This window comes from Aneurinibacillus migulanus (assembly GCF_001274715.1).
Taxonomy (GTDB): Bacteria; Bacillota; Bacilli; order Aneurinibacillales; family Aneurinibacillaceae; genus Aneurinibacillus; species Aneurinibacillus migulanus.
On record NZ_LGUG01000004.1, the window covers coordinates 3,100,016 to 3,125,921 of the forward strand.

At 40.3% G+C, this 25,906-nt stretch carries 23 protein-coding genes; 9 read left to right on the plus strand and 14 right to left on the minus strand.

All coding sequences use genetic code 11. The features are described 5' to 3' along the window. The first annotated feature begins 87 nt into the window (after positions 1–87). The 4 genes from AF333_RS16755 (at position 88) to AF333_RS16770 (ending at position 3,656) form a co-directional block, all read left to right on the plus strand. A complete protein-coding gene (locus AF333_RS16755) occupies positions 88–1,758 on the plus strand; it encodes a sigma-54 interaction domain-containing protein (protein ID WP_043065221.1) in 1,671 nt (556 codons plus the stop codon). A 76-nt stretch (positions 1,759–1,834) separates the two neighbouring features. Further along, entirely contained in the window at positions 1,835–2,107 is a 273-nt protein-coding gene (locus AF333_RS16760; protein ID WP_043065220.1) for a (2Fe-2S)-binding protein, read from the plus strand. Continuing rightward, positions 2,104–2,436 carry a (2Fe-2S)-binding protein gene (locus tag AF333_RS16765; protein ID WP_043065219.1) on the plus strand — a complete coding sequence of 111 codons (333 nt, stop codon included), beginning with the start codon at positions 2,104–2,106 and terminating at the stop codon, positions 2,434–2,436. Before AF333_RS16760 ends, AF333_RS16765 begins: the two co-directional genes overlap by 4 nt. Further along, the gene (locus AF333_RS16770; protein WP_043065218.1) at positions 2,433–3,656 is read left to right on the plus strand and encodes an NAD(P)/FAD-dependent oxidoreductase; all 1,224 of its coding nucleotides are present in this window, start codon (positions 2,433–2,435) and stop codon (positions 3,654–3,656) included. Before AF333_RS16765 ends, AF333_RS16770 begins: the two co-directional genes overlap by 4 nt. Positions 3,657–3,781: 125 nt before the next feature. On the opposite strand, the gene AF333_RS16775 is transcribed toward AF333_RS16770, so the two are convergent. The 6 genes from AF333_RS16775 to AF333_RS16800 all read right to left on the minus strand — a co-directional run bounded on the left by AF333_RS16775 (position 3,782) and on the right by AF333_RS16800 (position 11,953). Beyond that, positions 3,782–3,961 carry a hypothetical protein gene (locus AF333_RS16775; protein ID WP_043065217.1) on the minus strand — a complete coding sequence of 60 codons (180 nt, stop codon included), beginning with the start codon at positions 3,959–3,961 and terminating at the stop codon, positions 3,782–3,784. 418 nt (positions 3,962–4,379) lie between these two features. Continuing rightward, a complete protein-coding gene (locus tag AF333_RS16780) occupies positions 4,380–7,490 on the minus strand; it encodes an efflux RND transporter permease subunit (protein WP_043065216.1) in 3,111 nt (1,036 codons plus the stop codon). After that, positions 7,487–8,893 carry an efflux RND transporter periplasmic adaptor subunit gene (locus AF333_RS16785; RefSeq protein ID WP_043065294.1) on the minus strand — a complete coding sequence of 469 codons (1,407 nt, stop codon included), beginning with the start codon at positions 8,891–8,893 and terminating at the stop codon, positions 7,487–7,489. The genes AF333_RS16780 and AF333_RS16785 overlap by 4 nt, the downstream gene beginning before the upstream one ends. 88 nt (positions 8,894–8,981) lie before the next feature. Beyond that, on the minus strand, positions 8,982–9,539 hold the full coding sequence (locus AF333_RS16790) for a TetR/AcrR family transcriptional regulator (protein WP_043065215.1): 558 nt from the start codon (positions 9,537–9,539) through the stop codon (positions 8,982–8,984). Positions 9,540–9,812: 273 nt separating this feature from the next. Continuing rightward, a complete protein-coding gene (locus AF333_RS16795; RefSeq protein ID WP_074715209.1) occupies positions 9,813–11,255 on the minus strand; it encodes an alkaline phosphatase family protein in 1,443 nt (480 codons plus the stop codon). A gap of 140 nt (positions 11,256–11,395) precedes the next feature. Continuing rightward, complete coding sequence (locus tag AF333_RS16800) at positions 11,396–11,953, minus strand: YkoP family protein (RefSeq protein ID WP_081003379.1); 558 nt, start codon at positions 11,951–11,953, stop codon at positions 11,396–11,398. A gap of 109 nt (positions 11,954–12,062) precedes the next feature. On the opposite strand from AF333_RS16800, the gene AF333_RS16805 reads away from it, so the two are divergent. From AF333_RS16805 to AF333_RS16815, 3 genes are all read left to right on the plus strand, one after another. After that, positions 12,063–13,163 (plus strand): MGDG synthase family glycosyltransferase, encoded by a 1,101-nt coding sequence (locus AF333_RS16805; RefSeq protein ID WP_043065214.1) that lies wholly within the window; start codon positions 12,063–12,065, stop codon positions 13,161–13,163. 160 nt (positions 13,164–13,323) lie between these two features. After that, the gene (locus AF333_RS16810) at positions 13,324–14,016 is read left to right on the plus strand and encodes a response regulator transcription factor (RefSeq protein WP_043065213.1); all 693 of its coding nucleotides are present in this window, start codon (positions 13,324–13,326) and stop codon (positions 14,014–14,016) included. After that, positions 13,994–16,213 (plus strand): sensor histidine kinase, encoded by a 2,220-nt coding sequence (locus AF333_RS16815; protein WP_043065212.1) that lies wholly within the window; start codon positions 13,994–13,996, stop codon positions 16,211–16,213. The genes AF333_RS16810 and AF333_RS16815 overlap by 23 nt, the downstream gene beginning before the upstream one ends. A 153-nt stretch (positions 16,214–16,366) precedes the next feature. On the opposite strand, the gene AF333_RS16820 is transcribed toward AF333_RS16815, so the two are convergent. The 5 genes from AF333_RS16820 to AF333_RS16840 form a co-directional block, all read right to left on the minus strand. Beyond that, positions 16,367–16,672 (minus strand): GNAT family N-acetyltransferase, encoded by a 306-nt coding sequence (locus AF333_RS16820; RefSeq protein WP_043065211.1) that lies wholly within the window; start codon positions 16,670–16,672, stop codon positions 16,367–16,369. Positions 16,673–16,770: 98 nt separating this feature from the next. Beyond that, positions 16,771–17,454, minus strand: a complete 684-nt coding sequence (locus AF333_RS16825) for a sigma-70 family RNA polymerase sigma factor (protein ID WP_074715264.1) — start codon at positions 17,452–17,454, stop codon at positions 16,771–16,773. 70 nt (positions 17,455–17,524) lie between these two features. Beyond that, positions 17,525–20,665, minus strand: coding sequence for a GNAT family N-acetyltransferase (locus AF333_RS16830; RefSeq protein WP_043065210.1), 3,141 nt, complete (start codon positions 20,663–20,665; stop codon positions 17,525–17,527). Between the two features lie 497 nt (positions 20,666–21,162). After that, on the minus strand, positions 21,163–22,941 hold the full coding sequence (locus tag AF333_RS16835; protein ID WP_052811952.1) for a M56 family metallopeptidase: 1,779 nt from the start codon (positions 22,939–22,941) through the stop codon (positions 21,163–21,165). Between the two features lie 2 nt (positions 22,942–22,943). After that, a complete protein-coding gene (locus tag AF333_RS16840; RefSeq protein ID WP_043065209.1) occupies positions 22,944–23,354 on the minus strand; it encodes a BlaI/MecI/CopY family transcriptional regulator in 411 nt (136 codons plus the stop codon). A gap of 170 nt (positions 23,355–23,524) precedes the next feature. On the opposite strand from AF333_RS16840, the gene AF333_RS36855 reads away from it, so the two are divergent. Together AF333_RS36855 and AF333_RS16845 are read left to right on the plus strand one after the other, a co-directional pair. Continuing rightward, complete coding sequence (locus AF333_RS36855; RefSeq protein WP_268753624.1) at positions 23,525–23,650, plus strand: hypothetical protein; 126 nt, start codon at positions 23,525–23,527, stop codon at positions 23,648–23,650. 300 nt (positions 23,651–23,950) lie between these two features. Further along, positions 23,951–25,126, plus strand: coding sequence for a DUF418 domain-containing protein (locus AF333_RS16845; RefSeq protein ID WP_053912111.1), 1,176 nt, complete (start codon positions 23,951–23,953; stop codon positions 25,124–25,126). Between the two features lie 9 nt (positions 25,127–25,135). On the opposite strand, the gene AF333_RS35500 is transcribed toward AF333_RS16845, so the two are convergent. From AF333_RS35500 to AF333_RS16850, 3 genes are all read right to left on the minus strand, one after another. Continuing rightward, positions 25,136–25,318: a hypothetical protein gene (locus AF333_RS35500; RefSeq protein WP_235496522.1), complete on the minus strand. Its 183-nt coding sequence runs from the start codon at positions 25,316–25,318 to the stop codon at positions 25,136–25,138. 115 nt (positions 25,319–25,433) lie between these two features. Then, on the minus strand, positions 25,434–25,589 hold the full coding sequence (locus AF333_RS37500; protein WP_235356624.1) for a DUF6138 family protein: 156 nt from the start codon (positions 25,587–25,589) through the stop codon (positions 25,434–25,436). Beyond that, positions 25,583–25,906, minus strand: a complete 324-nt coding sequence (locus tag AF333_RS16850; protein WP_043065207.1) for a DUF6138 family protein — start codon at positions 25,904–25,906, stop codon at positions 25,583–25,585. Before AF333_RS16850 ends, AF333_RS37500 begins: the two co-directional genes overlap by 7 nt.

The following is a 25,906-nucleotide window of genomic DNA, read 5'->3' on the forward strand; positions in this document are numbered from 1 at the left end:
TGTAAAAATATTTTAAATATTATATAAGTAGGTGTATAATTTTTTTTACAGTGTTAATGATTTTTTACAGTTTGGGAGGGTATCAAGGTGTTTTCATTACCATCGGTGAAAGAAATAATAAAACGTCTTCTACTAGATACATCGTTCGATAGGTATCACGTTAAAGAGAAAAACGGTGAATTTTATTATCGGCCAACAGCAAACACACCTGAGCTTCCATGCAAGGCCATATATGAGGCTGATTCATTCTTCACTTTGATTCAGGCGTTTAATCATCACTCTATAGCTGTTATTCTTGATGCGAATAAAAATCCTGTAGGCTATATAACAGCCGCACAAATGCTCGGTTTTCTTCATAACTCTTATAATCAGTTAAAGGCATTTTATGAAACCGTCACTCAAACGACGGATGCCTCAATCACAGTCATTGATGAGAACGAGCGTGTTCGTACATGGACAGAAGGAGCAGAAAAAATTTTCTCAGTCAACCATCAAGATATCATCGGCCAACCGATTACCGATTTTTTTGATCATAAAAAACTAGAAATCTTGCAATCACTACATGAAGGGAAAAGCATTGTAAGCCAGCACCATCAGCCGCGGTCCGATTTGTTTGTTTTAATTAACTCTAACCCCGTGTATTTTAATGGTCAGATTATCGGTGCAGTCGTTTCAGAAACGGATATCACGAATCAAGTCGTGCTTAATGAAAAATTATTTAACATGTCCAATGAAGTACACCGGTTAGAGCAAGAAGTAGCGAAGTATAAGGACGCATCTGATCCCTTTAATTCCATTAAAGGGAAAAGTGATGCCCTACAAAGAACAGTGCATTTAGCTAGAAAGGTGTGTTCTGTTAAATCAACGGTTCTCATACTAGGCGAAAGCGGTGTCGGAAAAGAAGTATTTGCTAAAGCTATTCATGAGGTGAGTGAAGAACCAAACGCACCTTTTATTTCAATTAACTGCGGTGCGATCCCGGCATCTTTATTTGAAAGTGAATTATTCGGGTATGAGCGGGGCGCCTTCTCCGGTGCTGATAATAAAGGAAAAAAGGGGAAAATAGAACTGGCAAAAGGAGGTACATTATTTCTAGATGAAGTAGGGGAAATGCCGCTCGAAATGCAGGTAAAACTTCTACGTGTGCTGCAGGAACGGAAGTATTATCGTGTCGGTGGCGAAAAAGAAATCGATATCGATTTTCGTATCATCGCTGCCACCAATCGCGATTTACAAGAATTAATGAAAGAAGGAAAGTTTCGTGAAGATTTATATTACCGCCTGAATGTAGTCAGTCTGCACATCCCTCCTTTAAGAGAACGAAAAGAGGATATTATTGAATTAACCCATTATTTTTTAAATGATTTTTCATTGAGCTATCAGCGGCCGATTCATGAATTCCCTCCAGAAGTAATACATGAACTGCTTCGTTATGATTGGCCTGGCAATATTCGCGAACTTCGCAACGTCGTTGAACGACTTATTGTATTCACGACAGATGGCGTAATAAAAAGAGATTACTTACCTTTTAGTACAAACGGCATCAGCTTTGAAAACACTCCAAAGATTGCATCGAATGTACGTAAAGAAAGTGACGTCACTATTTTGCCACTGCGAGAAGAAATGGATCAACACGAGAAAAAAGTAATTGAGAAAGCGTTAAAGATTTTGGATGGAAATAAATTAGAATGCGCTAAACAACTCGGTATCACAAGAGCCACTTTATATAATCGATTAAAGCGACTTGGCTTGCATTAATCTGCTCTCTCCTCTCTCTAAGTTGGCTTGTTTTTTGCATAGTATCTTCACAAAAGAAAATGGAGGCGAAATTCAGATGGCTAACAAAGAGAGCATTATTATTTGCCGTTGTGAGGAGGTTACTTACGGACAGCTTCAGTCAACAGCAGCTGAACATAAATGTACAGCGAGGGAATTAAAATTAAGAACGAGGGCAGGCATGGGCTTTTGTGGAGGCCGTACGTGCAGACCAACAGTAGACAGGATTATCGAGAGTATCATTCCTAATGTATCACCTGGTGAAATTCCGTTAAAATACCAGCCCCCAATTCGGCCGGTGACATTTGGAACAGTAGGTGAGAATCGATGACTAGAATAATGAATCATCCGGTGTTAGGAAATGTAGATGATAGAGAACGTATCCCCTTTCAATTTGATGGAAATACGTATGAAGCGTATGAACATGAAACGATTGCTGCTGCTCTTTTAGCAAATGGGATACGAAAACTGCGTGTTCACGAAGATAGCGGGACGCCTAGGGGAATTTATTGCAACATTGGCCACTGCTTAGAGTGCCGTGTAACTGTTAATAATCAAACAAACGTAAGAGCCTGCTTAACGATCGTAGAAAAAGATATGATCATTGAAAGTGGCAAACAGCATCCGAATCTTGTAAGAAGGATGGTGGAACAGCGATGATTGATGTTATTGTGATCGGAGCAGGTCCAGCAGGATTAGCAGGAGCCATTGCCTGTGCGGACTTTGGACTTAAAGTGACTGTTATTGATGAATTTATCAAGCCAGGTGGCAGATTGCTCGGACAACTTCATCAGGAGCCTTCTGGTGAATGGTGGAATGGAATAAAAGCATCAGAACGTCTCCATCAAGAAGCGAAAAAATTATCGGTCGATATTCATTGTGGTGTATCCGTTTACAACTTAGAAAAAAAAGATCAGCTATGGAATGTCTATACGAGCGTAGGTGCCCTGGAAGCTCCATTTGTACTAATGGCTACCGGGGCTGCCGAGTACCCTATCCCGCTGCCCGGCTGGACCCTTCCCGGTGTCATGTCGATCGGTGCAGCTCAAGTAATGACGAATGTTCACCGCGTCCAAGTCGGCAAAAAAGGAATGATTATTGGCGCGAATATTTTAGCATTTGCGATTTTAAATGAATTGCAATTGGCGGGTATAACGGTTGAGCGAATTGTACTCCCAGAAAAAAGTGCCCTTAGCCAAGAAGCAGGTGAACCTGAGGAGGTTATGAAATCGCTCTTAAACGCGGCTCATCTTGCCCCATCGCCACTATTACGTATCGGGGGCCGTTTCATGAAAAATGACTGGGTGAGAAAAATGGGTTTGAACTTTTATCCAAAAAACGGTATGAAGGTGAATGGTACTTCTCTCCAACTTCGTAAAGCAGCACTCGAAATTATCGGTAAAGATCAGGTTGAAGGAGTTCGCCTCGTCGATATTGATGCTAACGGCAATATTGTTGCCGGATCTGAAACGATTTACGAAGCAGATTTTGTCTGTATAGCAGGTGGCTTGTATCCGCTGGCTGAGCTTGCTGCTGTTGCCGGGTGTCCATTTCAATATGTTCCTGAACTTGGCGGCCATGTTCCTCACCATTCAGAAACGATGGAAACCCCTCTCAAGGGTCTGTTTGTAGCCGGTAATATTACCGGTATCGAAAGTGGTAAAATTGCCATGGCTCAAGGAACAACGGCAGGCCTATCAATCGCTAAACATGCCGGAAAAGGATTGGGCAAAATTGACCAGCAACTACAACAAGCAATACAAAATATCCATACCGTTCGAAGGCAAGCTACAATCCAATTCAATCCTAAGATTGACAGGGGCAGAAAGAAAATGTACGAGCTTTGGGAAAATCTTTATTCAAATAATGGGTTTAGTTAGTATAGGTGCGGAGTATTTTTATTCTCTAAATATTGTATCACGCTCTAATCTACACGTAATTCCTTATGTATAATAAATATTCTCCCTTCTTATGTATGAAGGGAGTTTTTATGCCTTCTCTTTGATTATTTTAATAAGGTAAAGAGAAACGTTCCTGTCATGGCAAACTGGCTTACCAGACAAAGCAAAAGCAATATTTTTAACCTAAGATTATTAGGGTTTGCTTTTAGTTTAAATAAAAGAAACAACATGAGCAGTAAAGCGAATAAATCAAAAGCAATAAGCATAAAAAATTCTTTTGGCATGGATACTTCTCCTGACATTTTTAATATGTAAACGGCTCTCTATCTTTACCATTTCAAATAAGTTTTAGACTATACGATTCTAACAAACCAAAACCAGTCAAAACACGAAAATAAAGTGTTAGACTGGCTTTGGTTTGTTATACTGTCATCTCCAAAATAGCTTCATTGATCAATAGATTTCGGTGGCATCTGGTGACAAATTTTGAACATGCTTTAAATATTCCGTTACACGCTGATCTTCTTCATAAGGATATTCATATAGGTACAAAATAAGATAGCTATTCAAATTAGCGCAGATATTGGTTTATTCTCAGAATACCATGTGAATAAGGTATATACAAATTGACTATTTAGCCTGTTCAACTTTTATATTGATGGAGGTATACGTCCTGGACATCGCATTAACTTGAAGCCAATCCTACTCGATAGTAAGGCGTTCTTTATTTAGATTCCATCCATTTTTCTTATTCTGACGTTTTAGCTTCCACTGAGCCAGTACCATATACAGAGAAGGAACGACTAATAAAGTCAGAAGTGTCGAAAAGATCAGGCCAAAAATAATCGTATAAGCCAAAGGCTTAAATAACAGTTCACCCATAAGTGCAATTGGAATCATCCCTACCATGGCTGTTAAAGAAGTGAGCAGTATAGGACGAAAACGGGCGGATGCGGCTTGGATAACCGCTTCCTTCAAATCCATTCCTTCCTGTCTCGAATCTTCAATAAACTCAATCAGTACAATACCGTTGCGTACAACAATACCCGCTAAGGCAATTAACCCCATGATACTCATAAAACCTAGCGGAGTACGTGTAAAGAACAAGCCTATTAACCCTCCAGAGATAGCCATATAAACAGTAGTCATAACGATAAAAGGTATAGATAAGGAGTAGAACTGCATTACGATTAACATAAAAATCAAAAAGATCACGACAATATATAATCTGCCCAAATCTTTAAATATATCCTCCTGCTCGGAGGTTTCGCCATCACTCTCCCAGCCATATCCTGGTGGGAACTGAACACGGCTCATTTTCTGTTTGATTTCTTCCATCACATCTGTTGCCGTACGTCCATCTACGTCGGCTTCAACCGTAATCGTACGGACCAAGTTGTAATGATTTATTTTTTGGATGGAAAACGAAGGTTTCAATTCAGTCAGCTGTGCTAAAGGGATTTGTTCACCGTTCGCATTGGTAACATGTACCTGCTGAAAGAGAATGTTTGGATCCTGTTTTGCACTCTCTAGCGTCATTTTTATATCGATCAGTTTTTTACCTGTATCGAAATTACTAAAGTCCACTCCTTGGCCAATCAGCTGAAGCGTGCGTGTCAGATCCGTATAATTAACGAGATACTGATCCATAGCCTCCTTATTAACTTGAAATTCCAAAGCGTAGCGGTCCATACCGATATTATCCTGGACATCTTTTGTTCCTTTTATCGACAGAACTACTTCTTTAACCTGTTGTGACAAGCTGCGCAGCTGTTCCAAATCTTCACCGGAAATGCGGATAGACACCGGCTTACCAACAGGAACTCCAAGCTTAGGCACCTTCAACGTGATGGGCAGACCCGGATAACGTTTTTCCAGCTGCGTGCCCCATTTCTCCGAAGCCTCTTCTGCGTTAAATTTTCCTTCCTCTCCAAGAACAGCCACCTGCCCAATCATCACTCCTGATTTTGATTCCGCAGAGACATCTTTAAAAAGCTCTGGAGCGTCACCTCCAGCGGCGTACGTTACTGTTTTCACGTTCGGCTGCTGCTTTGCCCAATTGGAAATATCCCTGGTAACCCGATTTGTTTCCTGAATGGAGGTACCTATCGGCAACCGTATATTAATGGTAAGCTGCGGCTCATCCGATCTTGGAAAAAGCTCTATCGGAGTGAACATAATGAGCCCGTAAGCCAATGTGCTGATTAAAAGGCCAGACATCCCGACCAAAAGAGGTTGTTTCAGCACCTTAGGCATTAATTTTTCGGCATAAACATCACGCAGAATGTCGATCTGTTTGCCCAAGAGCCCAGCCGATTTACGGTTATTGAGTTTCTCTTTACTGTGTCTCCAGCATTCATACCACTGTCGGAATATGGGGATGATGGTGAAGGACATGATCATAGATGCCAGCATTGTAAATGAAACAACAGTAGGAATGGGCTTGATGAATGAGCCAACGTCTCCCGAAAGAAGAAGCAATGGAGCAAAAGCCGCTATAGTTGCCAAAGTGGCCGTCACAATGGAGATGGCTACCTCCTTGGTTCCTTGTACTGCTGCAACCGAAGGGTTTTCCCCTAAGGTATTTAGCCTTCGTTCAATATTATCATTCACAACTACCGCATCGTCTACTAAGATGCCCATTACAATGATCAATCCGACTACCGAAACCTGATTTAAGGTAACACCCATCATTGGAAGAATGATGAACCCGATTGCAACCGAGATAGGAATCGCCATTGCCACGAATGAGGCTGTCAATAGATTTAAGCCTAACGTACATACGAAGATAACGGACAACATAGCAAATATAAACTCACGGGTAAGACCATGAAAAATCTTGTTCACACGATCCATCTGTGAAAACACAATTTCGAGCTGATATTGCTTCGGCAGACTTCTTTGCAATTCGTCCATTTTCTCAGTTACTCTATCGTGCATCGCCGGCACATCACTGCCGGTATTACTGCTGATACTGATCGTTAGAGCCGGTTTCCCATTAAAAAAGGGCATATAATCCGGTGACTTGTGTGTGAGCGCCACGCGGCCGACATCTTTCAAATAAATCGGGGCCCCGGAATCCGTTCTGGAGATAATAACTTGATTCAGATTCGCTACGTCCTTTGATTCCTTGACGATAAGCTGATATGTACGTTCATTGTAATCTACGTTACCAATCGGATAATGTTCATTTTCTTTTTGTACAGACTGCATCAATTGTTCCCATGATATATGGTACTGCTGCAGCTTCTGCATATCAATCTGAACCCGGACCTCCTGATCCGGAATCCCTTTGATGGTTACTTCCGATACACTTGGAACCGTTCTTAATTGATCTTTCCACGAAATCATTAGATTATGCAGTTCATAAATCTGTTCGATAGAGTTAGCAGTAATCGCATACGATTGAATAAATGCCTTGTTCAAATCGTCGTTGATTACAGGTTGTTGTGCGTCGTTCGGAAGATCAGCTTTAGCATCCTGGACCTTTTTGCGCACTTCATCCCAGATCGCTTTTGCATCAGCATGGCCTTCCGTTTCGATATGGATGGTCGAGAGACCGTTTTCGGATATGGAGGAAATTTTTTTGATACCCTGAACTTCTTTTATTTTTTGTTCGAGCGGTTTCGTAACTGTCTGTTCTACTTTTTCCGGCGTGGCGCCTGGATAAATTGTAGTAACAATAGCCTGTTTTAAGATAATGTCTGGCATTTCTTGCTTGGGTAGCTGGGTGAACCGATAGGATCCAATCAGTATCGCCATAACAAAGAAAAGAATTGTGATTTTTTTCTTCTTTACAATATACTCTATCATTTTGCTTCACCTTGCACGATCTGGAGAGGTGCTCCTTCAAACAACAGTTCTGCGCCACTTGTGACAATACGGTCTCCGACATTCAACCCCTTGGTAATCTGAAGTTTACTACCAAACATTTTTCCGACCTCTACGACGGTTTTAGTCGCTTTTTGATTCACTTCTTTGTATACAAAGGGCTTATCTCCGCTACTGATAATTGCCTCTGCAGGTAGTAGAATTCCTTCATTACTGGAGCTTTGGCGAGCTGCTTTTACAACTTGCCCGGGCATCCACTTATGATCTTCATTAGGGATAAGCACTTCGACGTTAATTGTTCCTGTGTTTGCATTGGCCGCCGGGTAGATTTTGTTGACCGTGCCTTTCCTAATTTCGTTGTAGAGATTAATGGTAACTGTTTGTCCCTTCTTCCAGGCTGTAATTTCACTGTCCGGTACAGGTAGCAACACCTTCAGCTTGTCGATCTGTCCCAAGCGGTAAACAGGCTGGCCTGAACTGACCAGTTGTCCGACACTTACCGTTTTCTCGAGTACTATACTTGAGATAGGAGCTTTCAATGATGTTTTGGACAAGGACAGTTCAGCCTGCTTCTTGGAAACAAGAGCCTGCTGATAAATAGCTGAAGATTGTTCCAGAGAAGCAGTCGCCTGTTCTTTAGAAGCAAGGGCAGAATCTCTGCTGGATTGAGCCTGCTTTACGTTGGCTGTGGCAGACTCGCGCTCCTCCTGAGTAGCACCTTCTAACAACAAGGACAAGGCCTCATGTGCGTCCTCCAGATCCTTCATTGCATTTGTAAGGGAGACTTGAGAAGCCTCATAATCCGCCTTTGTGACGGCTCCCTGTTCATACAGTTGTTCGATGCGTTTCGCATCTACCTGGGCTTTATTGTGAATCGCTTGCGCACGTTCCACCTTTGTCTTGGCCTGTGCTTTTTCCTGTTCTCTGGCGCCTTTTTTGATCTTGTTCGAGTTGGCTTGTGCCGCTTCGATTTGCGCATTGGCGGATTTCAAAGCAGCATCGGCTGACTGGATAGTTGCTGCAACGTTACTCATACCCGCTTGAGCCTCCAACACGGCCTTGCTGCTCTGCTCAACTTGCAACAGATAATTGGATGGGTCTAGCTTGGTCAGAACCTGACCTTTTGTGACGGAGTCTCCGATATTCACATTTGCTTCAAGTACACGACCCGGTACTTCAAAAGATACAGTCGTTTCATCATAAGGCTGAAGAGTACCAGAAAGATTGTATATGACAGATAGTGGCTCCTTATTGACTACTATTGCTTTTACCATATGAGCCTCAGTCCCAGTTCCCTTCGCTTTACCGGGACTTTGGGATGAGCATGCTGAGGTCGATATCGCCAATAGGACGGCTATTGAAATAAATACCCATCGTTTGTTCATACGAAAATTCACTCCTCTTTTGCCGGTATACATTCTCGCACCCTTACATGTTTTTTAGTCAACGTTAGAAAGCTAAGATTGCTAATTTCTATTTTTTATTTGAAATACCATGCAAAAGGATTTCCATAATCGATTGAAGCATTTCTCCCATAGAGAATTGGTGTTTTACAAGAAACTTCGGATTATAAATTTGATTAATAGCGCCTAAGTATAACTCCACAAATAATGGCAGATGGATACGTTTAATGGTGCCATCTTCAATACCTTTTTCCATTAATAGAAGAACCATCGACCATTCCTCGTTTAAAAATTGATCTAGCTTGATCCACTGATCATAATGATATCTTTTTAAATCAGACAATAAACGAACATCCATCAATTCAAACTCTTCTGGAATATAAATGAGAATTTGTTTAATTTTCTCTAGCAAATCTAATTCTTCATTTTCTATAATTTGCTTTCCTTTTTCTGTGATTTGAAAAATAATTCTATTAATTATTTCTGCAATAAGTTCATCTTTTGAGGAAAAATGCTCATAGATGGTTCCTTTACTGACAGCTAATTGTCTTGCTAAATCACTAATAGTAAATTTAAACCCTTTTTGTTGGATTTGATGAATCGTTTCACTTATGATTCGTTCTTTCATTCTTCTTCCTCCTTAAACCTATAGTACCCAAAAATTATTTTTGGTACTGAATAAGTACATTATACATTCTTAATTGATACAGTCAAGAGTTGCACATTAAGTAGGGATAGGTTTTCAGCGCCATCAAAATGACAAAAATAAGCGATTCTTTTTGTAAGCTACGACATGGAGAATCGCTTATTTCTATTTTAGAGTACTTATATAGCTGTAACTTGACAGCGATGTGGTGAAACTCCAATAATGTTGTCGACAATCTAGTTTGAATTTTTTAGTTTATTGAATTAATTGCAATACCCAATCTTTTATGTCTACAATCCGCAAGTGTTTTGGAGCGGTATCTGTCCCTGTAACGATCATAGGTACTAAAGAGTCTTGTTTATGCAACGAACCATGCCCACCCCCATTCAAGTGTGTCGGAGAATTTTCTCCTACTAATTCATAGCCCGGACTGGCTGTTACCACAAGTTGACGACCTGGATGGGAATGTAGAGCGCTGTACAGTCTCGCTAAGGCATCCGGATAATTGTGATAAGTAATGTGTTTACCCTTGGCTTCTATATCCAAAATAGACAGATTACCTGTAAGGGACCATGTTTGGTGATACGGATCAATGTAGTTCCCCTTTCGTCGGTAAGAAAGTTGTCCACCTTTGTTGCCTGCCATTACATGAATGTCCTTGCCTTCCTTCCATGCAATTACATCAATCCGCGCATCAGTCTGTAACAATTTGGCAATTTGTATAAGTGGCACTCGTTTATCAAGTGAGTAAACGTACGCCATTCTTTCATTTACAGCCAGTACAATTTGATCATCGTCCTTCACAGGTTTACCTAATTTTACAATGCGATAAGGAGCCAGAAGTTGTCGCAAGGAAATCAGTGCTTTGTTCCGATCACCATGAATAAATGTTTGTCCGCTATCCCCCATAACAACCCATGTTGTATTGTTCATTGCTGCTTCCCAGGAACCATAAGCAGCGAAAATATGCTGCAGTTGACGATCCACTTCTTCGATTTTTTCTGTCTCCGTCGGTCCGTACTTGTGCACAGCCTGATCCAATTCGGGAAAATAAGCGATCGTAAAGGAAGGAAGCTGTCCCTTTTCGATAAGATATTTTATTTCTTGGGCAGAGAAACGATCGTTGAGCCCGTACGACTTTACTAAATTAAAATGAGTACGATTCTGTGAATGAATCTGGGCGAAGGAGCCCAGCGAAAGAAAAGTCGGTCCAAACGTTTCCAACTGTGGCGGAAAATTTTGCTGATTAGCAATGATTCTTGGAAGATCCAGGCGATGCATTGTATTTCCTCTATAAAGAAGCGTATTAATGGAGGCGGATGAATTTCCCCTTTCTTCCAGCTGTTCGTGAATCGTTTTTACTTCTCGGCTTAAATGGACATTGTTTAAATTGTACAAGCTGTCTTTCACAATGGACATTGGACCACTCTTCAGTGTTTCAATTGTCCCACCACTGCCATAATTAACAAGCCGTTGCTCGCTAGTATCATACCAGACCAACCCAGGAATACGGTGCTGATCAGGATTTGTTCCGGTTAGTAGCGTACCGTCAATCGTGACAGACATTGTCGGGAAGGAACTGACCACTTCGGGAAAATAGTTGCCGTGAGCTAGGAGAAATTGTAAGGCCGGAGCACGTCCTGTACGTATTGCTTCCCTTAACGGTTTATCCATTAAAGAATCAATGATAAGCAACATAACCGGCTTGCCGCTGTCGGTAGGAGAAGGGATTGACTGTGTATTCAACGGGTCGGAAGATTNCATACTTGACAATAATGGCGACTCCGCTATACACTCTACGCTTTATTCTCAGTACTCTGGTTAAGAAGATAATATGGCTACGCATCTTGTAAATACCTGCTTAATAGTTGTTCTTTTGACATAATGAGAAACTTTGGAACCAGGTTCTTCTCTTTCCATCCCTGTTGCTTATTCAAATGACACAGGATGAATAACGGTTTCATATAAAGCTGCTTTAGTTTTTTATAATAACCATTCTCGATATCCTTCACTTCAAACCCAAGACGGCTAACACCTCGGTGTAACACAGTAATACCAATGATGCCTTTAATGGTCTCTCCTTGTGGATGATTACGAATAAAATCGACAAGTCCTGGCATCGACTCCTCAACACGCTTGTAAACATACAAAGCCCGCTTTGTCTCATTTTCCATATGCAGCATTTCATTCATTAATAAACAGTTATGCAAATGGATTTTAAGCAGCGTATCCTTTGTCTGAATCGAGATTCCATTCGAAAGAAGAAGTTCTTTTCCACGATATGTCAGCAGTTTTACACGGAAAATATTTCTTTCTGCTTGATTTACATACTCTAGCCGGGAATAGTAAAAATAAATCTTGTCCACCAGTGACCAAACCTTCATGATTGTTCTCAATGCCTCTATCCCCTTTCTCTATATTGCAGTACATGGTGGTTTTTCTGCATATTTAGTAATGCGTACTGTAGAACACAACTATGTACAGCACAGGAGGATTCCATCAAGTATGCAAAAAGTTCTTTTTTTACCACTCCTACAAATGGCTTCAGGACACCATCAAGTCGCCGATGCGCTCATCTGTTCGCTGGAAAAAAGAGCGCCTGAAATATTGTGTAAAAAAATCGAATTCCTGAGCTATGTAAATGAACGGATAGAAAAAATGGTCACAAGAACCTATATGAAGTGGATTTATTATGCACCGCAAGCATATGAACAAACATACAAGCACTTTGCCTGTAAATCGAGTCATGCCGGCAATTATCAACTACAGTGGTATGAAAGGCTGTTTGAGAAAAAAATGGAGCAGCTGCTAGAAGAGGAACAGCCGGACTTAATTGTTTGTACACATGCTTTTCCGTCTTTTTTAGTCAGTAGGCTAAAAGAAAAACAAAAAATCTTTACACCTGTTATCAATATTTATACCGATTTTTTTATCAATAACATCTGGGGGCGCAGTGGAATTGACTATCACTTTGTCCCTACATCCTTATTAAAAGAGGAACTCATGGGAAAATATAATATTGCTGGAGAACAGATATATGTAACAGGAATTCCGGTGGATGAGTGCTTTGAGAAAGGAAAGAAACATGCAAATTCCTTCCCCCCTTATCCCATTTTAATATCCGGCGGTAGTAACGGATTGGGCGATATCCGGCTCCTTTTGCAAAAGCTCAAGCATGCCACCGATTTCCATTTCATTGTTCTCTGTGGTAAAAATGAAAAGCTTGTTCAAAGCCTTACTTCCTGGGGAGTTAAACATATTCAGCCGTTTCCTTTCGTTTCTTCAAGGAAGGAAATGAACAGGTTATATGAATGGGCGGCTGCAGTCATTACCAAGCCGGGAGGAATAACGGTAAGTGAAGCGCTATGCAAAAATCTGCCCATTTTTATTCATTCAGCCCTACCCGGTCAGGAGGAGGTCAACCTCCACTATCTGGTATCACAACAGTTGGCACAGCAGCTTGATCCCGCTTCCTCATACGAAAAGCAGCTGCTGAATATTTTAAACAACAAACAAGAACGCAATCACTGGCATCATCGTATTCATACGTACCACAAAAGCAAAGAGGCAGTTGCCTGGCAAAAAATCCTCGATCTCCTAAAATAAAGAAAAAGCTTCTAAGCGACAAAAGCGTTTAGAAGCTTTTAGCTATAAGCTTAAGAAAATCTTAAGGATTACCTTAATTTAATGTTAATAACTACATCCTACAATGTAGAAAGTTCTGGGAACTAACCATGATATACTTTTGAAGGGAGCGTGAAAAAATATGAATAATTATTCCATATTAGTTGTCGATGATGAAAAAGAGATCCGAGATGGTATCGAAATATATTTAAAAAATGAAGGGATGGCGGTTATAAAAGCACAAGACGGCATTGAAGCGATTGAAAAATTGAACAAGCATGTTATTCACCTCATTATTTTAGATATTATGATGCCGCGGCTTGACGGTATTGCAACTACATTTAAAATACGTGAGGAAAAAAATATTCCGATTATTATTCTAAGTGCAAAAAGCGAGGATATTGATAAAATTTTAGGTCTTCAGATTGGTGCCGATGACTATGTCACGAAGCCGTTTAACCCCTTGGAACTTATTGCCCGAGTGAAGTCACAGCTAAGAAGATACGTTACTCTGGGTGTTTATAAAGAAATAGAAAAAGTTATTAATCTTAATGGTCTTACATTAGATGAATCAGCAAAGGAAGTAACGGTTGATGGGGAATTTGTGAAATTAACGCCAACTGAATATAAAATCGTTGAATTGCTTATGAAAAATGCTGGACGTGTGTTTTCCATTAACGAAATCTATGAACGCGTATGGAAGGAACCATGTTTTAATGCTGAAAATACTGTAGCTGTTCACATTCGTAAGATTCGCGAAAAAATTGAAATCAATCCAAAACAACCAAGATATTTAAAGGTGGTATGGGGAATTGGATACAAAATTGAAAAATAAGAGCATATTCGTCCTTTGGATTTTATTATTCACTTTCGGATTAAGCGGTATCATCTCAGGGCTATGTAACGGAAAAGACTATATAAAAAAAGATTATTTTCAAACTCAACAGTTTGAAGGTCAGCTAAATCAGTTTGTTGATTACCTAAAGATGTTTGAATTAACTAGTATAAATAAAGAAGAAATCAAAAAGAAGATTACTGTTACAGATGAGGAAATTGAAGAATACCGTTACCGTTATGGAGATTTATCAACACAAGTTTCAAATATAAAAAGCCAATATAGCCATAAAATTCAAGATGCACTGTTAGGAGAAAATAAAGAAGTCGCTGATACTTATATTGCTGAAAGAGACAAGAAAATTGAAGATATTACAAATAATTTTAAAAGCGACGAATATGTCCGAGCAAAAATCGTTAAAGAAAAAGAACAAAAGATTAACGAATATTTTCGCGAGATAGAAAATCACCGTTCAAACTTTGTGAGATACAAAGCGCTTTTTAAGTATTATTTAAAGAACACTACAACCGGAGAAGTTTATACGAATGTAAATATAACCAGTAGCGATTCAATAGATAAGTTTATAAACAATAAAAACATGGTATTTATTCAAAGCTACCCTTCGCCAAAGTATGGTTATCTTTCAACTGAGGTACAATCTAATTTTGGTGGCTATAATGATGTGATAACACCGTTAACAGAACCGGGAATGAGCAAGTTTGAGGGACGAATTGCGTTACCTAAAGCGGTATCTTCAGAAAATCCTATTCTGGCAGACTATTATGATTTTCAACAAAAACAAAAAGTCTTTCTTATCTACACCATCAGCGGTATTATCATTTTTCTGCTAAGTATTTATTTAAACAGAAAAACACCGGTCGCTCAATTTATTCCTACAGGGAAATGGCAGCCCTACTACAACCGTATTCCGATAGATATAGCAGTAATGCTTTTGGCGTTTATGGGAATTTTGACACTTTTGTTTCTCACAATGAATATTTCTCTGTACCTACATCAAAATTTATATATTTATGTTAGAAATACACTCTTTAGTTTAATTATTACAGCCCTTTTTGTTACGCTAACATTTATTCAAGGGAGGTTTTTGCTTGAGAGAGCAAAAGGATTAGCGAACTTAAAGATAGATTGGCAAAAGTCCCTACTATACAGAGCCTACCAGGGAATAAAGGGCACGTTTCTTATCCGGAGTGTTGGTATACAAATATTTATTATTTTATCCATTGTGTTTGCTTTTGGCGTTGGTACGGCAATTGTTCTTATAGAGTCCAATTTTGTCATTTTTTATGTTCCTTTATTTATTATGATATGTATTCCCACTTTTATCGTAATTATAAAGTGTACCGGCTACTTTAATCGTATTGTTACCGGCACGAACGAGTTAGCATGTGGAAATTCCAAGCCGGATATACCTGTGACAGGGAAATCGGCGTTAGCCGCCCTCGCAGCCAATATTAATACATTAAAGCATGGTATAACCATATCACAAAAGGAACGAGCGAAAAGTGAGCGATTAAAAACAGAGCTTATTACAAATGTAAGTCATGACTTGCGAACACCGTTAACTTCTATCATTACATACACAGAGCTTTTGAAGACATCCGATTTAGCAAACGAAGAGCGTACCGCATACGTTGAGATTATTGACCGTAAGTCTAAACGATTAAAAGTGCTCATTGATGACTTATTTGAAGCATCCAAAATGGCAAGCGGGAACATTGAGCTTGTAGAAGAAAAAGTAGATATCGTTCAACTTTTGCAGCAGGCACTTGCCGAATACAATGAAATAATCGAAGAGTCAACATTGCAGTTTCGGGTCACAAACCCTGATACGCCTGTTTATGCTATTGTAGATGGACAAAAACTGTGGCGGGTGTTTGACAACCTAATCGGCAACGTCCTCAAATACTCACTAGAAAATACTAGAGTATATATTTCAGTGAAAAAAACAAATGACAAAGCGGTAATTATTTTTAAAAATGTCACCAAGTACGAACTTAGCGAAGATATAGATGAACTATTTGAACGATTTAAACGTAGTGATACATCCCGTCATACAGAAGGCTCCGGACTTGGGCTTGCTATTGCTAAATCGATTATAGATCTTCACGAAGGTAGTTTAGACATTGAAGTAGATGGTGACTTATTCAAGGTAACCGTTTCATTGAGTACTAGATGAGGTTTCTGATATATATAACTGCTCTATTTGCTGTTCATAACAAAAGGGCCTGTTTTTCAACATGGCCCTTTTGTTACATTTATTCCAGGTTTGCTCATTTCTTCCCCCCTCTATATTTCATATTTGTTCATAGTGTAAACGAATATTCATACTTTAAAACTCGAACTCAAGTGTCTTGCACTTCGACTCAAACTCAAACCCTAGTTTTTTTCCTAATTGATTCGACTCCGCATTCGTTTCCAGCGTTGACCAGTGCGGTGTGATCTCATTTTCAATACAATGCTCCAAATACGCTGTGCATACCAACGTTGCCAGTCCTTTATTCATTTCTTCTTCATCGTATGTTTCCACACTCATCTCATGATCTTTTTCGTTTACACAGCAGGATAAGCAGGCACTGATTATTCTATCTCCTTTCATTACACGATACACTGTCATAATCGGTTTCATTATAGTCATACGTTATTCTCATATCACCATCTATTATTCGTTCCTCCATATAGCTCCCCCCGTTCTATTCTTATTATTTATCCATGCGTATTGGCCTCTCTCCGATTTCAATCGCATAATAAGACATAACGGCATCGACTGAGTAATATCTGCTTCCACAGGAATGTAAAGAATCTTTCATTGATTCGTTTGCATACGCTGGAAGGCAGTGGAGCAAAGTCGTTATGACAAAGCTCCGGCGTTAATTTCGGGTCATGGTCCACTTTCCTTTCCTGGGAGGATTCGAGCTCTTCAGCCAAGAGTGTACGAGCCCGGTACAGCCTAGATTTCACCGTACCTTCTGGGACACCTACAAGCTCAGCGATTTGCTTAATCGGTACATCCTCATAATAATGAAGCTGGATGACGACACGAAGGTCGTTCTCCAAATACGTAACAGCTTCCTTTAATTCAATGGCTTCGTATGGGACATTTACTGCTTCAACATCCCATTCGGACTGTTTAACAATTCGTGTTCGTTTTTGCTTCCGCAGCAATTGAATGCATTCGTGAATGAGAATACGGAACAGCCATGTTTTAAAATAAGCAGGTTCTTTTAAGGTATGTATGGCCTTGAACGCTTTGAAAATCGCTTCCTGCACCGCGTCAGCGCAATCCTCATCTCGCTTCAGGTACGTACGCGCCAAGCCATACAGATTTCGTTCATAGGTTCGAATCAATCTACTAAAGGCATCACTGTCTCCACGTTTAGCAAGCCAGACATCCTGCTCAATATTTTGCTTGATAATCACATTGTGAGGCCTCCTTTTGTCCTCTTTATTTGTGTTACATAAGTTTAGATGGCGGGAAGAGTGCCTAGGTTCATGAAAAGATAATTTTTTTTGTATGGAGAGATTTCGTGTTTTTGAATGTGAGACCGCGAAGCTCTTTTAAGGCACCCTGCGGCAAAATGTCGTCAGTGAAGACAAAAAATATCGGAGCCAATGTGTTCAAGGTTCCGTTCGGTAGCCACAAATGGTGAGAGAAGGAAAGACAACTAACCTCCTTGTTTGAGTATACCGACGGCTGGATGACAGATTCATCGGTCACAACATGCATGATCCCCTTCTGTTCTTCTCGTCCAAAAGTATAGCCTCCCGTTTCGCGCACTTGCAGCTCCCCGTTTCCGAGCCGATAACACAACTGCTCCCCTTCAAGATTGAACGTTCGCAGCCAGCCGTGATCCGGACCGTTACCCGGATGCAAAAACATCTCTGTCATAAGTTGCTTCCCATCGAGATACATGCCGGTTTCTTGCCGGATTTCTGTAAAATATGCGAGAATCGGTACGCCCGGTAGTAGGAGATAGTACCCGTTCAATGTTAATCCCTTGTACGTCTCGTGCTTCTGTATGTTCAAGCTAACCTTGATTCCGGACCACATGTTATTTTTTTCGTCAGGGAGATGGACGAAGGAAGCTGAGCATTCCTCCTTCAGGACAGATAGTGGACCCAAACCCTCTAATAAATCCGAGATTCCGCCGATCCAGGGATTCCACCACGACTTGGGTCCATATTTTGGGAAACCGGTAGCCAGCCATTCCCGGCCGTCCACTGTAAAGGAATGAAGACCTGGGTAATAACCTGCAGCCGCAGCGATCCGGATTCGTCCGTTGTCCACCTCATGCACAGTAAAACCGGATTCAACATTCTTTCTTTGCTTTACACTATTTGAACCAACCTGAAATAATGAGGTATGATATGTTTCATCAAGTGGGCCTATACAGGCGTTCACCCGGATTGTCTCGATAGGACGATCAGGCGATGGGAGCATGAAGTAAGCCTTCGCCTCTTTATTTCCCGAGAAGGTCACCGTCTCTGCTGGTTCGAAATTGCCTACGTATGAAACGGATACTTCTCCTTCCCATACGTTCTGTTTTATATCGCGTAGCATTATAGGTATACTGCCCGTTTCCGGAGATACGAACGGATTGCCGCCATTGGCTGTTAGTTCTATATGACATACAGGTTGTTCTGGATGCTCACCGATGGAGCGCTTCAAAGCAAAATTGCGGAACGATTTCCAGTCTTCGAAGCCGCCAAACGATAGAATAATGACACCGGTACGCTTTGTTTCGCCAGCATCCACCCTTCCAATATGAGTTTCTAGCTCCATATTCCAGTCGTTTAAATTTATGGAATGGGTATCGGACCAGCAAATGCCGAATGCCTCCTTCTCTCCACGAGAGAATATCCACGGTTCGTTTACTTTGCCTCCATCCCAATAATCATAGTCATTACCATGAGAATCATTAATCTCTACGAACTGACCCCCGTAGGGAAGCACAGAGCGGTACAAATCGTAATAAATTCTCTGAGAGACCCACATTTTAGAAGGAATATTGGTACCCGAGTCATTCTCTACTTCCTGCCATAACTTTACCGTGCCATCAGCGTACAGAAGCGAGTGCATATGCAGGAGTAATTGCGGATATTCACCAGAACGGTATGTATGTTTGAAACCAACCGCTCCCCCCTCCTGCTTCCACTCCCACTGTTCCGGCTTCTTTTTGGAGAACTCGCCAGAGTACGGCTTGCCTATTTGCGGGTGCATCAGTATGCACTGCTCCTTCCGGCCTGAGCGCCGGATATAGATCTGATTGTCTTCCTTATCGTAGTGAAGGCTATGCTTGCCGTTCATAACCACTCGTGTATTCCCGGTTTCACCAACACACATAGCTCCTGGTCCGCTGAATCCTCCACCGATAATTCGAGAAAATGTTATCTCCCGGCCGCTTGCTAGGATCGCCTGGATTTGAAGTTGTGACCTATAGAAGCCGTAATCCAAAAGCCTGTAAGGAATCGCCAAAGATGCTCGTTCCTTCACTCCCAACTGTACTGTGAATTCACGTACCTCCAATTCTAGCCATGGTACTGAAGGCAGCTCGAATGAGAACGAAGCCGTTTCAAGGAAATTATTTTCAACATCGAGGTAAAATTCATACGGCCCTTGAAGAGCATACATAGTATCTGGCACCCTCATCGACAAATTGGCTGGGAATTTTGGCACTATCCCGACCTTCAGTACTGCCTGAAGACCATTGATTGCTACATGAGCACGGACGGTTGGGCAAGTCTGCCACTCGCTCTGCTCTTCCTCGATCTCCCCAACAAAGAAGCGGGCGGTCAGCAATTGTTCCCCTTCCACCTCAACGGACTCTCGCCAGTCGAATACAATATTGCGGTCCGACACGCCCTGAAAATCGAGCTTAAGCGGATTACCCGATTTATTAATAACGCGGTACTGTACGATATATTCTTTACCAAAGACAGGTTCTGCCTGCTCTACTGTCGCGGATAATATATAATCTTCCGTCTCAATTAGACGGATGCCTCTTCCCCTACGCTCAACATCCACGCGAAGTTCACGTCCGTTCTTAGTCCATGCATATGTATACGTATGGAAATTGTTTTCCACGCGACCGTCTGGCGCTACTTCAATCGTACGTGTAAAATCAGCATACCAATCGATATCCGAGAAATAGGGTGCGAGTGCTGGACAATTAACGATTTGTGGGATGAAGTTCATAAAGTGCGTCGTATCCTCACGGTCTTCCCAAAAGAAACCGCATCGTTTGTATAACGGGACTGCTTTGACATTCCCTTCCCACGTATACAGGTCAAGGCGTGGCCACCCCCGGTCCATAGTCTCTTTCACTGCCCGCAGCACGAGCATTTTTCCGATCTTTTTACCATGATAGTCAGGACGAACGTTCAAGAGCTGGATATACAATGCTCCTGTGTCCTCCCGATATTCACTTAGGCTGCAATAACCGACAACCTGACCATCGCAGACAGCCAGAAAGACGGCCAACGAATCAGAGTTCTCTTCCTCCTGACGGATTTGTTCCCCGGTGCGAACGGATGTACCACCGCCCCACGCATCCTGGCTTCTGCTCCACATCTCTGCAATACTTTCTGCATAATCAGGATGATAATTTACAATTTCAACATGCATTTCCATCTTTAACACCTCAGTACTTGCTATATAGTAGACTATCCTTCATTTACGCAAGTAACAAAAAACAGTTTCCAATTTTTTCGTTTTTTTGCAGAACATCACTTTTTAATCTAGTAAAAATCTAAATACATCTGATTTGATACATCGATAAATTTTTATGGTAGAAGGTAAGAAAAGAAGGAAGGGCGGCGGGTGGGAGCGGTCGGAAAAAGACACGTTTGCCTTTTTTCTGCTGGAACGCAGGGCGCATCCACTATAAACTTTTGTTTAAGAGGGGACGATAATACTTTAACTTGATAGGCGTACGGTCGTACCACTAATAAGTTTTTTAACATATGATAATGACTAGATACATAATAAAGCCGTTCCAGTTAGAACGACTTTATTTGTTTCATGTATGCTATTGTAAAAGCCCTACATCTTTCAAAAAATCCTGTGTAGTAACTTGAATCGTAGTAAGCTCATCTTTAGTGTTAAAAAAGACCAAAATCGGATTTTTTTCAGAGGATGTAGGCATAAACACAATAGCTCCCCTCTTTTGTGTTTCCTTTAATATTGACTAAAGGTAATTTTGTGAAGTCAAAATATTGAACTTTACCTGTTTCATCAAGCTTTATATCAAACTCTTTATTGTTATTCTCTACTTTCCCACCATCACTAAATCGAAAATAATATGTTTTCGACTGTTCCCCTCCTTCCATTGTATCGGAATACATAGTGGAAGCACGAAGCTTAAGGTTCTTCATTTCTGATGAAAGACTATAGACTGTATCCAAAGATGCTTGAACTGTTTCTGGTAACTCGGATTCAGTAATATCGAATACTAATTGAACACACTTTGTCACCTTCTTTGTCTTTGTATCAAAAATTAAGTCAAATGACTCTTTCTTATTATTTATCAATAACAAAGAAATCTCATTTTTCTTTTCACCATTGCTTATACTTTGAACTTTACTACCTGTGATTTTTGCTTTTGCTGATGGAAATTTATCATAAAATGATTCTAATGCCGATTTCATTCCTTTCTGGGCCATAAATTCATCAACAGTCAATTCCTTAGACCAAAAACCTTCCCCTTGTTCAATCATTTCCCTTTCTTGTTGGATTGGATTACTTTCCTGTTCAGTTGCAAAAGAGGAACGGTTTACTTCCGCAGCTATCAAAGGGGAGGATGGAAGGTTAACATCTAATGATTCTTGGGAATACTGACCCGTTTCTTTTGCATTGACTAATGAAACAGAAGATAGAGCGAGTAAGGAAGCTAATCCAAGTGCCGACCAACGATAAGACTTTTTTTGAAAGGTTTTAATCATGATCATTCTCCTTTTTAATTGTTTCGTATACCCAGTTAGATTGGCTAAACTCGATAGGGATTGTGACTTGGAATAATACTCTAAAAGACTAATAAGGGTATGACCATAGTTTTCTTTTTGTTCACTACCGATAAATGTAAGAGCAAGTGCGTCGCATGCTATCTCCTGATCTTCACGCATTCGATAGTAGGCATACCACAGAATCGGATTAAACCAATGCAAAATGAGTAATCCATGCATCAAGCAATTGATGGCAACGTCCCTTCGTTTAACATGACCTAATTCATGATAGAAAATAAACCCTAACTGCTTATGATCTAATGTTCTTATCAATGAATCAGACAACAGAACTCTAGGGCGTATAAACCCGAGAACAGTCGGACTTGAAATTTTTCCTGCTAGAACTAAAGGAATGGCTTGCTTGATTGCCATTGTTTTTTTACACTCTTCAAACAAGTCAACGATTTCTCGATCCGTAATAGCAGGTTGTTGTTTAATATGTATATAAACACGTCGGTTTACAATAACGGTGTGAATACAAAGACAAACAACGCCTAAAAGCCACACATAAAACGCGAACGTATACATTGAAATACTCGTTGAATCTTGTTTTTTCTCTGTAGCAGAAACTGAAATCGTCGGCTCTTGTTTTTCTTCAATAGGAGCAGTCGAATCTGAAACATCCAGCATGATTTTGTTAATGGGAGATACATCTGACGTTTGAGAGGGTCCATGATCGTAGAGGAAAAAATTATACACACTATATGAACTCTCAGGCGCCCATGGGAGAAGTAATCGTACCATGATGATAAGCCATAGTATATAATGCCATCTGGGCGGTAGCTTGTTCCGTAATATAACTTTCATCAGTAAAATAAGCCCTACCAACACACTGGCCATCATAGAAGTCTTTAATACCCAATCAAAGAAATTCAATAGAGAGAGACTTAGATAGTCTACGTTCACGTTTATCTATCCTTTCTTCGATCGGTCTTTAGCTCTGTCTCTATCTTATCATCGAGAATACGTTTAAGTTCGTTAATTTCTTCCGAAGATAATTTCTGTTCCTGCAAAAAGTTAACAAGCAATGGCTTTAATGCGCCCCCATACAAGCGCTTAAGAAAAGACTGCGTTTCGGCTTGTAGATAGTCGTCTTGCGAGACCAAAGGATAATACAAATATGTTTTGCTCGTTTCTTGATGATAGGATATTACTTTTTTTTGAAGCAATCGGCTAATGAGTGTACGGACAGTTTTGGGTTTCCACTCCTTTTGTCCCTCCAAAGCATCGATCACCTCATTAGCCGTTTGAGGGGACTTTGACCAAAGGATTTTCATTACTTCCCACTCTGCCTCGGATATTTTAGGTAGATCTTTCATAATACCCTGTTGCCTCCTTTCTCTTTTGGATTACTTTTGTAATCAATATATAGATTACATTTGTAGTCGTTAAATGTCAACCTCAAAAAAGTCAGGAAGAAAATTAGTATCTACTGATTTTTCGAATTATCTTCCTATATACATGTGATTTGATAAATTGACAAATTCTTGTGGTGAGAGGTAAAAAAAGAAGGAAAATTACCTTTCTTCTGCTGGAGCGCAGGGCGCATCCAACCTCTTCTTTTTCTGAATCACCTCCTCCCAACCACGCTACCCTGTCAAAATATCAAGTGTAATTTATATAGGCTGACTTCTTCAATGTAAGATTAATGTAAGAGCGTAGACAGATACAGGAAAGTATCTTTCGTTAGAATGATTGGTGATAAGAAAATTTTTCAAAGAAAGGATGGCAGGAAACCCAGTAATGCAAAGGAAAGTTGGGAGGTATAGATAGAATTTCTCGATTTGGGGCCCTCTCTTCCATAAGAGGTACGTAGAGAAAGCGAAGAGATGACAAGTAATTTGTAAAAATATATTAGGGGAACAGGAGAGGAAAACTCGGTATGAAAATAACTCCAATTTCTAGAGGCGAGCGAATGATTACACTTGATATTATTCGTGGCTTTGCCCTACTTGGCATCTTCTTGGTGAATATGCCTACGTTTCATTCACCCGATTTTATTCGTCAGTTGTATGACCTTCCACAAGATTTATCATCTGTTGATAAAGTAGTGAGCCTATTTTTCAACTTATTTATTCAAACAAAGTTTTATACTATTTTTTCGTTTTTATTTGGATTAGGATTTTATGTCTTTATGAATAGAGCTGAACAAAAAGGGTTGAAAGTGTACCGGCTCTTTTCTCGAAGGTTGCTCATATTGTTTCTTTTCGGTTTGCTTCACCTTATTTTTCTATGGTACGGAGATATTCTCCATGCTTATGCCATTGTAGGCTTTGCTTTGCTGTTGTTTTATAAACGGAGTAATAAAGTAATCCTGGGCTGGGCGTTCGGGCTTCTTTTCGTATTTTATTGTATTCCAATTGCACAATTATTATTTGAATCTCCTTCTTATATTACAGAAAAGCAGACCGCTGGTATAACAAAACTAAACGAAGCTGTGAAAATATATCAGGATGCTACTTATGTAGATTGGTTGGCTTACCGAGTCAAAACAGAAGTTGCCTTCGTTCTTGAGAGTAGCCCGATTATGGTTTTTGTGGTGTTACCTATGTTTTTGTTTGGTTTGTATGCAGGACAAAAGGGGATATTTCAACAACCCGCTGAACATACTACCTTTGTTAGACGAGTTTGGAGCTTCAGCTTGCTTCTTAGTGTGCCGTTGACCATGTTTGTAGCTTGCCTTGAACTTGGATTGCTGTCTTTTGGAATACGCCAGTCGATTGTAAGTCAGCTTTTTGTTAGTTTAAGTGGCCTAACTCTCTGTTTTTTTTACATTTCGTCACTTATATTACTAGTGCAAAAGGACAGGTGGCAGAAACGCCTTCGCATCTTTAGTTTTACTGGACAGATGGCGCTAACAAATTATGTGATGCAGACAATGGTTTCTCTTTTAATTATTTTTACCTTTCATTTGTTTAATAATATTAGTTTGGCAGTAGGTTTCCTGTTGTGCCTGGTTATTTATTTATTTCAAGCAATTTTTAGCTTCTTTTGGCTAAAAAGATATAAATTTGGTCCTTTAGAATGGCTCTGGCGCTCTTTAACCTATGGATATGTGCAGCCTATTAAGCATAAGCAATCTCCTTTTTAGGCATCTACTTTATATATAAGTTACAGTTAATATTTTGACATGGTAGCGTGGTTGGAAATAGGAGAGATGGAGAAAGAAGAGGGTGGATATGCCCTGCGCCCCGACAGAAAAAAGGCGGACGTGTCTTTTTCCAACCTCTGATTTTTTCCTTCTTTTCTTATCTCTCACCACAAGAATTTGTCGATTTATCAAATCAGATGTATATAGATGATATCGCTATGGCACATCATAGTTGGGGTTCTGCTACACATCCATCAAGTTAAGAACGCTATTTCTAAAGAGAAAAGCGCATTATCCCTTTCTTATATCAATATAGAAAGGATAACGCGCTTTTTTTATGAATAACCGAAAAACTGGTGCTCCTCGTCGACCTTTTCCATATAATTCTTTTAATGGGCAAAAACTGTTTAGCACTGGATTTTAGCTTGATTTGATAGCTATGAGGAAAGCCTTGTTTTAGCAAACGGCAAATAAATAGGATACTTTCCCGATTCGAGCTTCGTTTCGATATAATAGGTGATTCGTTCCAGAAGTTTTTTCTTCTTCGCCTTCTTGTACCCGAAACTTGCCCGAGAACGTAAACATATAATCAATTAATGTCGAGAACTGGAGACTGTTCAATTTTCGCTGCATAAATAAGGCAAGTTCAGGTGCAACCTGCTCCCTGACTTGTTCCTCGGACAATAGTTCGGTAGGTTCGCTATGCTTGATTTTTACTTTCGGCGAAATGAAATCTTGCTCAATATCTGTTACACTAACCCTCCCCTTGGCATTCGACAT